Genomic DNA, 12913 nt, shown 5'->3' with positions numbered 1-12913 from the left:
GAGGGTTAGGAAACGTGAGCGGGAAACCTTTGGCCGGCCTCCTGGTGGTCTCGATGGAACAGGCGGTGGCGGCCCCCACCTGCTCGATGAAGCTCGCCGATGCCGGCGCGCGCGTCATCAAGATCGAACGCGCGGAAGGTGATTTCGCCCGCGGCTATGACGCGGCCTGCAAGGGCCTCTCCACCTATTTCGTCTGGCTCAACCGCGGCAAGGAGAGCCTGCGCCTCGACATCAAGCAGCCCGAGGACAAGGCGCTGCTGGCGCGTCTGCTCGCCAAGGCCGACGTGTTCATCCAGAACCTCGCCCCCGGCGCCATGGCCCGCGCCGGCTTCGGTTCCGCCGAACTGCGCGCCAAGCACCCGCGCCTCATCACCGTGGACATCAGCGGCTATGGCGAGGACGGCGAATATGCCGGCATGAAGGCCTATGACCTGCTGGTGCAGGCGGAAAGCGGCCTCACCTCCGTCACTGGCCGGCCCGAGGGCCCGGGCCGCGTCGGCGTCTCCGCCTGCGACATCGCCTGCGGGATGAACGCCCACGCCGCCGTGCTCGAGGCCATCATCGAGCGCGGCATCACCGGCCGCGGCAAGGGCATCGCCGTCTCGCTCTTCGACGGCATGGCCGACTGGATGAACGTGCCGCTCCTCTACCTCGAGGGCACGGGCAAGGAACCGCAGCGCATCGGCCTCGCCCACCCCTCGCTCTGCCCCTATGGCGCCTTCGAGACCAAGGACGGCTCGCTCATCCTCATCTCGATCCAGAACGAGCGTGAATGGGCGCAGTTCGCCGAGCACTTCCTGCACGACAAGAGCCTCACCGAACGCGAAGGCTTCCGCATCAACGTCGAGCGCGTCGCCCAGCGCCCGATGGTGGACGCCCACATCGCCGGCGTCTTCAAATCCCTTGACCGCGACGCCTGCGTCGAACGCCTGACGCGCGCCAACACCGCCTATGGCTTCGTCAACAACGTCGCCGGCCTCGCCACCCACAAGGCGCTGCGCCGCATCACCGTCGAGACGGAAAAAGGGCCCATTCCACTTGCCGCCCCGGCCGCACGCTTCAGCGATGGCCCCCGCGCATTTGGCCCCGTCCCACGCCTCGGCGAACACGATGCCGCCATCCGCGCGGAATTCGCCGGTTGAGCGGGCTGCGCTCGGCGCGCGCGTGAGTTGGAGAGGGGCGCCGCCCCTCTCCTAACCTCACCCCGCCAGGGGCGGGGCTCCGTGGACCCCATCAGGAATGGAGCTTGTGAAGGCAGGGGGCAGGGGCGCCCTGCGCCATCGGCGCAGGCGTGCTCAGCCCTGGAAATCCGGCGCTGGCTGGCCGGCTGCGATGGCGTCGAGCAGGGCGATCTGGCGGGGCAGGCAGATGCCGTGCAGGTCGTAGTGGGTTTCGACGTGGCGTCGGGCGGCGGCCTTGAGCGGGGCCTGGGCCTCGGGGTTGGCGAGCATGCCGGCCAGGGCTTCGGCGATGGCATCGGGCTGGAAGAAGTCCACGAGGCGGCCATTGATGCCGTCCTGGATGACTTCCTGCACGGGGGCGGTGGCGGAGCCGAGGATGGCGGCGCCGCAGGCCATGGCGTCGAGCATCGACCAGGAGAGGACGAAGGGGTAGGTCAGGTAGAGATGCGCGCGCGTCAGCCGGAACAGGTTGAGCAGCTGGGCATAGGGGACGCGCCCGACGAAATGGATGCGGCTGAGGTCCAGCCGCCCGTCGAGTTCGCGCAGCATCACCTCGCGCCAGGAGCCGCCCTCGGCGGGGGCGCGGCCGTAGGAGACGCCGTCGCCGCCGACCACGACGACCTGCGCCTTGGGGCGCAGCTTCTGGAAGCTGGGCAGGGCGCGCATGAATTGCGGAAAGCCGCGATAGGGTTCGAGGTTGCGCGCGACGAAGCTCGTGACCTCGTCCTCCGGCGTCAGCGTGCGGCCATCGGGCAGGGTGAAGCTCGCCTGGCCGCGCGGTGAGGCGATGGCGGTGTCGATCCCCTCGTGGATCACGGAGATCCGGCTTCGCGCCCACTCTGGATAGCGCGACCACTGCCAGCGCGTGGGCGAGATGCCCCAGTCGGCGGCGTCGAGCTGGATGAGCTGGATGGTGTTCTGCACGCGGGTGCGCGCCGCCTCGTCAAGGCTGATGGCCCGGCCGGGCGGGTCGAAGCCGATGTCGCCGCCCTTGGAGCGGAAGAAGTATTCCCAGTAGAGGATCATCTTCGCCTCGGGGAAGACGTCCTTCAGGAACAGCCCCTCGCCCCAGCCGGGATGGGCGCAGATGATGTCGGGGCGGAAGCCCTTCCTGCGCAGCTCGAGCGCGGCGCGGGCCGCGGCCTGGCCGTGGCGGATATGGCCTTCGGTGCGCACCAGGTAGGGGTGTGGCGTGGTCTTGCCGGGCTCGGGCGGCTTGTAGCGCAGCTGGGTGATGCCAGGCAGGCTTGGCGTCTCGGTCTGGCCGAGGCCGATGACCTTGGTGCCCTTCCGCCGGGCCATCGCCACCGCGAGGTGGCGATACTGCCCGGGGAAGTTCTGGTGGAAGAAAAGCAGCTGCACCGGTGGCGGCGCTATTTCAGGATGGCGGGCAGGTCGAGCCCCTTCTGGCGTGCCCAGTCGCGCGCAATCTCGTAGCCCGCATCGGCGTGGCGCATCACGCCGGTGGCCGGGTCGTTCCACAGCACGCGCGAGAGGCGCCGCGCTGCGTCGGGCGTGCCGTCGCAGACGATGACCATGCCCGAATGCTGCGAATAGCCCATGCCCACGCCGCCGCCGTGATGCAGCGAGACCCAGGTGGCGCCCGAGGCGGTGTTGAGCAGCGCGTTCAGCAACGGCCAGTCGGAGACGGCGTCCGAGCCGTCCATCATCGCCTCCGTCTCGCGGTTGGGGCTGGCGACGGAGCCGCTGTCCAGGTGGTCACGGCCGATGACGACGGGGCCGATTTCGCCGCGTGCCACCATCTCGTTGAAGGCGAGGCCGATGCGGTCGCGATCGCCGAGGCCGACCCAGCAGATGCGCGCCGGCAGGCCCTGGAAGGCGATGCGCTGCTGCGCCATGTCGAGCCAGCGGTGCAGATGCGTGTCATGCGGCATCAGCTCGCGCACCTTGGCGTCGGTCTTGGCGATGTCCTCGGGGTTGCCGGAGAGGGCGGCCCAGCGGAAGGGGCCGATGCCGCGGCAGAAGAGCGGGCGGATATAGGCCGGCACGAAGCCCGGGAAGTCGAAGGCATTGGCCAGGCCCTCATCCTTCGCCATCTGGCGGATGTTGTTGCCGTAGTCGAGCACGGCCGCACCCATCTTCTGGAAGTCGAGCATGGCCTGCACATGCTGCACCATGCTGTGCTTGGCGGCGGCATAGACGGCGGCCGGGTCGCTCTCGCGCTTCTGCTGCCATTCGGCGAGCGTCCAGCCGGCGGGCAGGTAGCCATTGCCCGGATCATGCGCGCTGGTCTGGTCGGTCACGATGTCGGGCACCACGCCGCGGCGGACGAGCTCGGGGAAGATTTCGGCGGCATTGCCGAGCAGGCCCACGCTGATCGCGCGCTTCTCCGCGCAGGCGGTGCGGATCATGTCGAGCGCGGTGTCGAGGTCATCGGCGCGGTAATCGAGATACTTCGTCTCCAGCCGCTTCTCGATGCTGGAGGGCTGGCATTCCACGGCGAGCACGCAGGCGCCGGCGAAGACGCCCGCCAGGGGCTGCGCGCCGCCCATGCCGCCCAGGCCGCCCGTGAGGATCCAGCGCCCGGCGAGCGAGCCGCCGAAATGCTGGCGCCCGGCCTCGACGAAGGTCTCGTAGGTGCCTTGCACGATCCCCTGGCTGCCGATGTAGATCCAGGAGCCGGCCGTCATCTGGCCGTACATCATGAGCCCCTTGCGATCGAGCTCGTTGAAATGCTGCCAATTGGCCCAGGCGGGGACGAGGTTGGAGTTGGCGATCAGTACGCGCGGCGCGTCGGGGTGGGTGCGGAAGACGCCGACCGGCTTGCCCGACTGCACGCAGAGCGTCTGGTCGCCCTCCAGCGTCTTCAGCGCGGCCACGATGCGCTCATAGCTGTCCCAGTCGCGTGCCGCGCGGCCGATGCCGCCATAGACGACCAGCTCGCCCGGGCGCTCGGCCACCTCGTCATCGAGGTTGTTCATGAGCATCCGCATCGCCGCCTCGGTGGTCCATTGGCGGCAGGTGATGTCGAGGCCGCGTGGGCTGCGGATCGCGGGGGCGTTGCGGAATCGGGTCATGGCGGCACCGGTTCTGGTTGAACTGCCAGACATAATCGGAAGGCGCGCCGCTGGCCAATTTCCCCCGTTCGGGGGTAGGAAGCCGCATGTCCGACGCAGAACTCCCCGATACGCCCCCCGATCGCCTCGCGGCCGATCCCAAGAGCCCCTATCACGATGCCAAGGCCCTGGAGCGGGGCGTGGGCGTGATCTTCAAGGGCGTCGAGCGCACCAATGTGGACGAGTATTGCGTGAGCGAGGGTTGGGTGCGCCTCGTCATGGGCAAGCAGGTCGGCCGCAACGGGCTGCCGCTGACCATGAAGATGCAGGGCGAGGTCATCCCCTATTTCCGGGACCGGCCGCATCCGAAGGGCTGACGCCGCCCCCGCATCTTGCGGGACTGCGTTCCAGGGGATGTGTCGTCTCAGAAGTTCCTGATTTGGAACGTTCTGCACAGGCGTTTCATGACCTGGCTTCCAAGAATCATCTTGCTGTGGCTGCCACGGCATGCAGGATTGTCTTGTGGAGTGAACTCCCCGCCAGAAGGGTGGAAGGGCGCATCCATGCTGCGGCCCCCGCAGCTCCGGGATGAGGAACATCGCGTTGCGTCCAGTCTATCCGACCATGACCGCCCATAATGCGAGTGAGGAGCCCTGGCGCCTGGAGCGCCTGGCGCGGACCGATGGCCGTGTGCGGGAGCTGCTCCGTATCCTGACGCGCGAGGCGCCGGACGATGAATCGAGCCTGGGCGAGGGCGTCTGGGTTCGGCACGTCACCGCCATGCATGACGATCGCGGAACGCTCGTCGCGCATATCAGCAAGTCGCTGGCCGAATCCTCCTGGCTGCCCGTGATCGGTGCCGTCCTGAGCCGCGCCTGGAATGGCGAGGATGAGGGCAATGTCGCCTTCAAGGTGCTGGGCGAGCCGGCCGTGATCCCGCTGAGCGACATCCTGAAGGCCGAAGGCCCCGGCTGACGCGGCCCGGCCCGGCTGGCGTGCCGCTTCGCCATCATGTGGCCGCATGATTGAGGCTTCTTCCCGGCCTCCACGCCGGGAAAGAGAAGCCGCTGTCCCCTCCTACGCTCCATGCCGCCATCGGCGCCACGGCCGCCGCCCTCCTCGGGGCCGGCGTGATCCTGGGCGTCTTCGGGCCGGGCATCGTGCCGCCCTGGCATACGGGCTGGATGCTGTCCGGCCGGCTCGGGCCCGATCCGGTGCAGTACTGGCTGGGCTGGACCTTCTTCCGGGACGCGCCCTGGGGCATGCCGCCCGGGATCAGCCCGAATTTCGGCATGGAGCTCTCCTCCTCGATCTTCTACGCCGATGCGATCCCGCTGCTGGCCTTCCTGTTCAAGGCGCTGCGCGGCGTGGTGGAGATCGGCCAGTATTGGGGCCTGTGGCTGGTCGCCTGCGGTGCGCTGCAGGGCTGGCTCGCCTGGCGGCTGATCGGGCGCTGGACCGAGGCGCCGCTGCCGCGCCTCGCAGGCGCCATGCTCTTCGTGCTGCAACCCATGCTGCTGAACCGGCTGGGCGGGCATTTCGCGCTCGGCGCGCATTTCCTGCTCCTCTGGGGCCTGTGGTTCGTGCTGGAGGGCGCGGGGCGCTGGCGCTGGACGGCGCTGGTGCTGGCCGCCTCGCTCATCCATTCCTACCTGCTGCCCATGGTGCTGGGCCTCTGGGCCGCCGACTGGTGGCGCCGGCGCAACTGGACCGAGGCGGCGATGGTGCTGTCGGCGGGCCTGATCGGCCTCTGGGCCGCGGGCTTCTTCCTGCTGCGCGCCGGGCATGGCGGGCAGATGTATGGCGCCATGCAGCTCGACCTGCTGGCGCCCTTCGATCCCGCCTATTGGGGCCGCTTCCTGCCCGACCTGCCCGATCCGGCGCATCTGGAGGTCGCGAGCAGCTATCCGGGCCTCGGCGCCCTGCTGCTGCTGCCCTTCCTGGCCTGGCTCCGGCCCGGCTGGCGGCATGTGCCGCTGCTGGTGGTGCTGCTCGCCATGCTGGCCTTCGCCATCACGCACCGGCCCTCCATCGGCGGTTCGCAGATCACCCTGCTGCCGCTGCCGGTGCGGGTGGTGGAGTGGCTGGGCGCGCTGCGCGCCTCCGAGCGCTTCTTCTGGCCCGTCGCCTATGCGGCCATGCTGGGTGGCCTTGCGGGCCTCGTCCGGCTCTGCGGCCCGCGCTGGTCGGGCCTCGTCCTGGCGGCGCTGCTCACCGTGCAGGCGGCCGATCTGCGGCCGGGCGTCGCGCGCCTGGCCTACTTCTTCCCGCCGATGCCGGCAGAGGTGCCGCTGCGCCTCTCCGACCCCTTCTGGGCCGAGGCAGCGACGCGCTATCGCGCCATCCGCGCCGTGCCCGCCGCCAACCAGGGGGTGGCCTGGGAGGAGGTCGCGGTCTTCGCCGCGCATCACCGCATGGCGACGGATGCCATCTACCTCGCGCGCAGCGACGGCCGGCGCGTGGCGGCCCTGCGCGCGGATGTCGCGGCCCGCCTCGCGGAGGGGCGACCCGAACCCGGCGTGCTCTATGTGCTGCGCGACGCGGAGAGCCTGGCCCTGGCCCAGGCCGGGCTCCGTCCGGGGCGGGATCGCATCGTCGAGGCGAACGGGCTGCACGTGCTCGCACCCGATTGGTGGTGAAGGCGTAACCTTCGCGCGATCCTTGACGAAGAAGGTCTGATGCCCACCCTTGGGCGTGGAACATGCGCCAGGAGCCATCCCCATGCTGATCCGCCGCCGCCGTGGCTACGAGATCCCGGAAAGCCAGGTCACCCCGGAGCACCTCGTGCTGAACCGCCGGGCCCTGATGGGCGCGGGCGCCGCCCTGTTGCCGGGCACGGCCTTCGCGCAGCAGGCGGCCGGCGTGGTGCCGCCGCTGCCCGAGCACCAGCGCAACCTGCGCTATCGCCCCGAGCGCGAGATCACGCCCGAGCGCGAGGCGACGACCTACAACAATTTCTATGAATTCGGCACGAGCAAGAACATCGTGCGCGAAGCCAGCCGCATGCCGATGCGCCCCTGGACCATCCAGGTGGACGGCATGGTGGCGAAGCCCGCCACCTATGGCGTGGACGACCTGATCCGCATGCTGCCGATCGAGGAGCGGATCTATCGCCTGCGCTGCGTCGAGGCCTGGGCGATGACCGTGCCCTGGACCGGCTTCCAGCTCTCGGAACTGCTGAAGCTGGTCGAGCCCACCGCCAATGCGCGCTACGTCTCCTTCACCACCGCGCAGCTTCCGGCGGTGATGCCGGGCCTGCGCCAGAGCTGGTATCCCTGGCCGCATGTCGAGGGCTGCACCATCGCGGAGGCGATGAACGAGCTGACCTTCATGCCCGTCGGCATGTATGGCAAGCCGCTGCTGGCGCAGAATGGCGGGCCTTTCCGCGTCGTCTTCCCGTGGAAATACGGCTTCAAGTCGGGCAAGTCCGTCGTGCGGATCACGCTGACGGATCGCCGGCCGGAGAATTTCTGGTTCAAGATCCAGCCCTCCGAATACGGCTTCTGGGCAAACGTGAACCCCGAGGTCGCGCATCCCCGCTGGTCCCAGGCGACGGAACGGCTGCTGGGCTCGGGCGAGCGCGTGCCGACGCGGCTCTTCAACGGCTATGGCGAGTTCGTGGCCGGCCTCTACACCAACCTGCAGCGCGAGCGCCTCTGGGCCTGACGGTCACCGCGGCGGGCGGATGTCGAGCGCGGCCCAGGCCGCCTCGGCATCTTCCACGAAGCGCAGCAGATCAAGCTCGCCCGGGTCGATCATGCCGTCCTCGGCCAGCGCATCCCAGTTCACGATGCGGCGCCAATAGGCCTCGTCCACCAGCACGATGGGCACATGGCCCAGGCGCTGGCTCTGTCGCAGCGTCAGCAGTTCGAACAGCTCGTCCAGCGTGCCGAAGCCGCCGGGGAAGACCACCAGCGCGCGGGCGCGGATGGCGAGATGCATCTTGCGCAGCGCGAAATAGTGGAACTGGAAGGTAAAGTCGGGCGTGGTGTAGCGGTTGGGCACCTGCTCATGCGGCAGGCGGATGTTGAAGCCGATGCTGGGCGCGCCCGCATCATGCGCGCCGCGATTGGCCGCCTCCATGATCCCGGGCCCTCCGCCGGTCGCGATCACATGGTCGCGCGCGCCGGCCACCGGATGCAGGGCGCCGCCACGCTCGGAGGTGATCCGCCCGAAGCGCCGCGCCTCGGCATACCAATGCGCCTGGCGGCCCGGCCCGTCCTCGCGCAGGCGGGAGCTGCCGAAGACCACGATGGTGGAGCGGATGCCGGCCGAGCGCAGGATGTCATCCGCCTTGGTGAACTCCACCTGCAGGCGCACGCCGCGCATGGCGGGGCTGAGCAGGAAGTCGCGGTCGAAGAGCGCCAGGCGATAGGCGGCGGAATGGGGCTCGTCTTCTGTCATGGGCCGTTCCTCCCGGCTGGAGAAAGTGCCGGATGGGGCGCATGATGCGCGCCACAAGATCGCCCTCCAAGCGCGATCATCAGGGAAGAGAGGCCATGGCCGTCACGCTCACCTTCTGCGGCGCCGCGCGCACCGTCACGGGTCTCTGCCTGCTCTTCGAATGGGGGCGGCAGAAGGTGCTGGTGGATTGCGGCATGTTCCAGGGCCCGAAGACGCTGAAGGCGCTGAACCACGAGCCCTTCCCCTTCGATCCGCGCGAGATCGACGCCGTGCTGCTGACGCACGCGCATATCGACCACTCCGGTCTGTTGCCGCGCCTCGTGAAGCAGGGCTTCGCCGGCCGCATCCACGCGACGGCAGCGACCATCGAGCTCTGCTCCTGCATGCTGCCGGATTCGGGGCATATCCAGGAGAGCGAGGTGCGGATGCTCAACCGCCGCAACCGCCACCGCGGGCGCGACGAGGTGGAGCCGATCTACACCGCCGCCGATGCCGAGGACACGCTCGCCGCCTTCACGCCCGTCAGCTACGGCCAATGGGTGACGCCGGTCGCGGGGCTGCGCGCGCGCTGGTGGAATGCGGGCCACATGCTGGGCTCGGCCTCCATCGAGCTGGAATTCGAGCGCGAGATGCGCGTCCTCGTCTCGGGCGATATCGGGCCCGACATCAGCGCCATGCAGCCCGATCCGACCGGCCCGGTGGGAAGCCAGACCGGCGGCGTGGACCACCTGATCTGCGAGAGCACCTATGGCGACGAGGACCGCCCCCCGGTGGACGAAGCCGCGCGCCGCGCCGCCATCACCGAGATCGTGCGGGACGCCGCCCGCCGCGGCGGCCCGCTGCTGATCCCGACCTTCGCGGTGGAGCGCGCGCAGGAGGTGGTGATGGACCTCGTCTCCCTCATGCAATCGGGCGCGATCCCGGAGACGACGATCTTCCTCGACAGCCCGCTCGCCACCCGCGCCACCAAGGTCTTCGCCCGGCATGCGATGGACACGGAGGCGGGGCATGTGCTGCGCGATGCGCTCACCTCGCACCGGCTGGAGCATGTCGTGGATGGCGAGGCGAGCCGCCGGCTCTCCCGGCAGGAGGGTTTCCAGATCATCCTCGCCGGCTCGGGCATGTGCGAGGCAGGGCGCATCCGCCATCACCTGAAGGCGCGGCTATGGGACCCGCGCGCCGTCGTCGCGCTGGTCGGCTTCCAGGCGGAGGGCACGCTGGGCCGCCTGCTGCATGATGGCGCGCGGCGCGTCCGCATCCAGGGCGAGACCATCCAGGTGGCGGCGCGCATCGCCATGGTGGAGGGCTATTCCGGCCATGCCGACCAGCCGGAATTGCTGCGCTGGATCGCCGCGCGCGGCCCGGTGAAGGGCGGCCTCTTCCTCGTGCATGGCGAGCCGGAAGCGATGCAGGTGATGGCGGGCGTGGTCCCCGGCCTCAGCCCTGCGCGCATCATCCGCCCGGTGCTGGATGAGGGCTTCCGCCTCGCGCCGCACGCCATCCCCGAACGCCTGCCGGCCCGCCCGGGCCGCCGCGCGCATCCCGAGAATGTGGGCCGGCCGGACTGGCACAATGAGCGGGCCGCGCTGCTGCTCGGCATCGAGGAGGCGATCGAGAAGGCGGGCGACGAGGCCAGCCGCGCGGCGCTGATCGGGAAGCTGCGCGCGGCGCTGGGTTAGCGTCGGATCCGCGAAGGTGGAAGCACCGGAGCGGTAGAGCAGGCCGTCAGAGAGGCGGGATCAGCGGCAGCAGCTTGCTCATCGCGCGCGGCATGCTCCGCGCGGCCGCATCCTGCGGCGTGCCCGCGGGCAGCGCCGCCATCCGCGCCACCAGCACGCGCATGGTCAGGTCACGACGGGTGAAGGCGTGCTGCGCCACGCCCTCGCCGAGCGGCACGTCGGGCGGGTTGAGCGCGTGTTTCGCCTCGAGGATCTCGAGTCAGCCGACGAAGCTCATCCCCTTCGCGGCCATGGCCTGGGACGCGCTCCTCAGCCTCGGCCCGCGTCCCTCTGCGCCAGCCGCCGCGGCTAGGCGTTGGCGGCTGGCAGATGGATCAGGAAGCAGGCCCCGCCCTCGGCGTTTCGCGCCTGGATCTGGCCGCCGAGCTCCGTGATGATTCCGTAGCTGATCGAGAGGCCGAGGCCGGTGCCCTTGCCCGGAGACTTCGTGGTGAAGAACGGCTGGAAGATATCCGGCAGGACCGCTTCCGGGATGCCACCCGCATTGTCCTGGATGGCGATCTGCACGGACGCGCCCTGGGCCTCGGCGGTGATGCGGATGCGCCGCTCCTGGCCCGGGCCTGGCTGCCCTGCCTCGGCATGGGCGTCACAGGCGTTGACGATGAGGTTCAGCAGCACCTGCTCGAGCAGGCTGGCTTGCGCGCGGACGGGCGGCAAATCAGGCGGAAACGAGACATCAAGCCGTGCGAGCGAGGTGCGCAGGCGCAGCTCGAACATGGGGCGCGCGGCCTCCAGCAGCTCCTGCACGTCCACCGCTGCGAAGGGGCCTGGATCGGCACGCCCGAACACGCGCATGTGATCAATGATGCGTGAGGCGCGCTCCACCATCTGCATGATGATGGTGAGCTTCGCTTGCACGCGATCGGCGAGCAGCGGGGGCGGGAGCAGCCGCTCCATGAGCTCGGCGGCGAGGCTGATGGCCGCCAGCGGCTGGTTCAGCTCATGCGCCATCCCGGTGGCCACCTCGCCCAGCGTGGCGAGCTTGCTCGCATGTGCAAGCTGGGCGGCCACCCGCCGCTCGCGTGTCACGTCGGTGACCACGGCGATGACCTCTGGCCCGGTCTCGCCCCTGCCGACGGCGCGCAGGCGCAGCTCGATCAGGCGAATGCCGCCATCCACATTCTGCAGGCGACGCTCGACCACGGCTTCGCCTTCCGTCAGGGCGCGCCCGAGCGCGGCCTCCATGTCGTCGCGGCCTTCGGCGAACAGCGTCGCCTCCAGCCAGGCGGCGGTGATGTCGGCGGCGGAGAGCCCCGTCACGCTGCCCACGGCCCCGGTGACGAGGCTGGGCTCCCAGCCGCCAGGGATGGGCTTGAGATGCATCAGCATGACCGGCATCACACCGACGAGCGCACCGATCTCCGCCGCGGCGGCAAGGCGCTGGCGCTCCGCCTCCGCGCCGCGAAGCTGCGCTTCGGCCAGGCGCCGTTGCGCACGGAGCGCCGCGAGGACGACAAGGCCCAGCAGCCCGGTCAGCAGCAGCAGCGTCGCCGCCGCCCAATGGAGCAGATGCACGAAGCGGTCCGCCCCCGTCTGGATGCGTCGCTGCTCCAGGCTCACCACGACCACGGTCGAGCTGCGAGCCGCCCAGCGCGCGACGGCGAGGCGCGCGCCGCTTCCATCGGGCGGTTGCAGCCAAAACTCCATCTGCTGGGGGATCGGCCCCTGGCGCGCCGCGCGCGCGATGGCCCGACCCAGCTCGAAGGACGTGTCGTGCAGGTCGCCGCCCAGCAGTTGCATGCCATCGGTCCGGAAGACCTGCACCTGACCCACATGCTGGTTCGCCGCTTCATGCAGCGCCTCGAGGAAGCTGGCGTGCAGGCTCGCCACGACGAAGCCCGCGAAGACACCATCGAGGTTGTTCACCCGTCGGCCCATCGGGATGGTGCGCTGGCCCGTGATCGGATCGATGTTCGGCTCGCCCAGATGCGCGCGCCGCCCCGGGACTGAGCGGAGGGTGAAGTAATGGTCGCGGTCGGCGTGGCTGAGCTCCGGAACGGGCCAGACGCGGGAGGAATTCAGCAGCTCTCCCCGCGCGTCGAAGAGCTCGAGCGCCTCGATCTGCGGCAGGCCCTGCACCTGCCGTCGCAACTCGTCATGGACGGCAATGCCGGTGGCGGTCGCCGCGAAATCATCCGGCGTGACGAAGGTGTTGCGCATCACCTGGTCCACCATCGCGCTCAGCACGAGTTCAACGACTTCGAGCGAGCGGTCGAGGCGGTCCGCGAGGATGAGGGAGACGCTCTCAAGTTCGCGCGCCGCGCTCTCGGTGGCTTCGATGCGCGCCCTGCGTTCCAGCACGCTGTCGCCCGTGATGATGCCGGCGGCGAGGATGAGCAGCAGCGAAAAAATCCCGATCGGGCGCGCGAATATGCCCGCCGCGCCGCGAAGCGTGGGCAGGATGCTGACGGCCTGAAGGCGGTCCGCAAGGTTCACGCGGGGGCGCGCCGCTCGATCTGGACCTTCACTGGAAGCCTCTGTGACAGTCCGCCATGCCGCAGACAGACCGATCCGTCGGAATCGTCGGGGGATGATCCGGGCAGTTGGCAGAAATGACGGGGGATTGGTGCGT

At 69.7% G+C, this 12913-nt stretch carries 11 protein-coding genes; 6 read left to right on the top strand and 5 right to left on the bottom strand.

From position 1 onward, the window contains the following. Positions 1–14: 14 nt before the first annotated feature. Positions 15–1142: a CaiB/BaiF CoA transferase family protein gene (locus tag R9Z33_RS19715; protein WP_318648269.1), complete on the top strand. Its 1128-nt coding sequence runs from the start codon at positions 15–17 to the stop codon at positions 1140–1142. A 153-nt stretch (positions 1143–1295) separates the two neighbouring features. Here R9Z33_RS19715 and R9Z33_RS19710 read toward each other — a convergent pair whose 3' ends face one another. Beyond that, entirely contained in the window at positions 1296–2543 is a 1248-nt protein-coding gene (locus R9Z33_RS19710) for a glycosyltransferase family 4 protein (protein WP_318648268.1), read from the bottom strand. An 11-nt stretch (positions 2544–2554) separates the two neighbouring features. Further along, on the bottom strand, positions 2555–4219 hold the full coding sequence (gene hutU / locus R9Z33_RS19705) for a urocanate hydratase (RefSeq protein WP_318648267.1): 1665 nt from the start codon (positions 4217–4219) through the stop codon (positions 2555–2557). Positions 4220–4305: 86 nt separating this feature from the next. On the opposite strand from hutU, the gene R9Z33_RS19700 reads away from it, so the two are divergent. The 4 genes from R9Z33_RS19700 (at position 4306) to msrP (ending at position 7864) form a co-directional block, all read left to right on the top strand. Further along, the gene (locus R9Z33_RS19700; RefSeq protein WP_318648266.1) at positions 4306–4575 is read left to right on the top strand and encodes a DUF3297 family protein; all 270 of its coding nucleotides are present in this window, start codon (positions 4306–4308) and stop codon (positions 4573–4575) included. 247 nt (positions 4576–4822) lie between these two features. Beyond that, positions 4823–5173, top strand: a complete 351-nt coding sequence (locus R9Z33_RS19695; RefSeq protein ID WP_318648265.1) for a hypothetical protein — start codon at positions 4823–4825, stop codon at positions 5171–5173. 50 nt (positions 5174–5223) lie between these two features. Continuing rightward, positions 5224–6837, top strand: a complete 1614-nt coding sequence (locus R9Z33_RS19690) for a DUF6311 domain-containing protein (RefSeq protein WP_318648264.1) — start codon at positions 5224–5226, stop codon at positions 6835–6837. 82 nt (positions 6838–6919) lie between these two features. After that, a complete protein-coding gene (gene msrP, locus R9Z33_RS19685) occupies positions 6920–7864 on the top strand; it encodes a protein-methionine-sulfoxide reductase catalytic subunit MsrP (protein ID WP_318648263.1) in 945 nt (314 codons plus the stop codon). Positions 7865–7867: 3 nt separating this feature from the next. Here the strand turns inward: msrP and R9Z33_RS19680 are convergent, their stop codons facing one another. After that, complete coding sequence (locus R9Z33_RS19680) at positions 7868–8602, bottom strand: LOG family protein (RefSeq protein WP_318648262.1); 735 nt, start codon at positions 8600–8602, stop codon at positions 7868–7870. 95 nt (positions 8603–8697) lie between these two features. On the opposite strand from R9Z33_RS19680, the gene R9Z33_RS19675 reads away from it, so the two are divergent. Next, the gene (locus R9Z33_RS19675; protein WP_318648261.1) at positions 8698–10281 is read left to right on the top strand and encodes an MBL fold metallo-hydrolase; all 1584 of its coding nucleotides are present in this window, start codon (positions 8698–8700) and stop codon (positions 10279–10281) included. Between the two features lie 46 nt (positions 10282–10327). Here the strand turns inward: R9Z33_RS19675 and R9Z33_RS19670 are convergent, their stop codons facing one another. Together R9Z33_RS19670 and R9Z33_RS19665 are read right to left on the bottom strand one after the other, a co-directional pair. Next, positions 10328–10498: an NUDIX hydrolase gene (locus R9Z33_RS19670; protein ID WP_318648260.1), complete on the bottom strand. Its 171-nt coding sequence runs from the start codon at positions 10496–10498 to the stop codon at positions 10328–10330. 131 nt (positions 10499–10629) lie between these two features. After that, positions 10630–12777 carry an ATP-binding protein gene (locus tag R9Z33_RS19665; protein ID WP_318648259.1) on the bottom strand — a complete coding sequence of 716 codons (2148 nt, stop codon included), beginning with the start codon at positions 12775–12777 and terminating at the stop codon, positions 10630–10632. Between the last annotated feature and the right edge of the window lie 136 nt (positions 12778–12913).

The organism is Sediminicoccus rosea (assembly GCF_033547095.1).
Taxonomy (GTDB): Bacteria; Pseudomonadota; Alphaproteobacteria; order Acetobacterales; family Acetobacteraceae; genus Roseococcus; species Roseococcus rosea.
This window is presented reverse-complemented; position numbering and strand designations above follow the sequence as displayed.

What these genes read in the sequence shown, in the direction of transcription:
- R9Z33_RS19695 (WP_318648265.1), top strand. Translation starts at nt 4,823, where the DNA reads ATGACCGCCCATAATGCGAGTGAGGAGCCCTGGCGCCTGGAGCGCCTG.
- R9Z33_RS19700 (WP_318648266.1), top strand. Translation starts at nt 4,306, where the DNA reads ATGTCCGACGCAGAACTCCCCGATACGCCCCCCGATCGCCTCGCGGCC.
- msrP (WP_318648263.1), top strand. Translation starts at nt 6,920, where the DNA reads ATGCTGATCCGCCGCCGCCGTGGCTACGAGATCCCGGAAAGCCAGGTC.
- R9Z33_RS19675 (WP_318648261.1), top strand. Translation starts at nt 8,698, where the DNA reads ATGGCCGTCACGCTCACCTTCTGCGGCGCCGCGCGCACCGTCACGGGT.
- R9Z33_RS19680 (WP_318648262.1), bottom strand. Translation starts at nt 8,602, where the DNA reads ATGACAGAAGACGAGCCCCATTCCGCCGCCTATCGCCTGGCGCTCTTC.
- hutU (WP_318648267.1), bottom strand. Translation starts at nt 4,219, where the DNA reads ATGACCCGATTCCGCAACGCCCCCGCGATCCGCAGCCCACGCGGCCTC.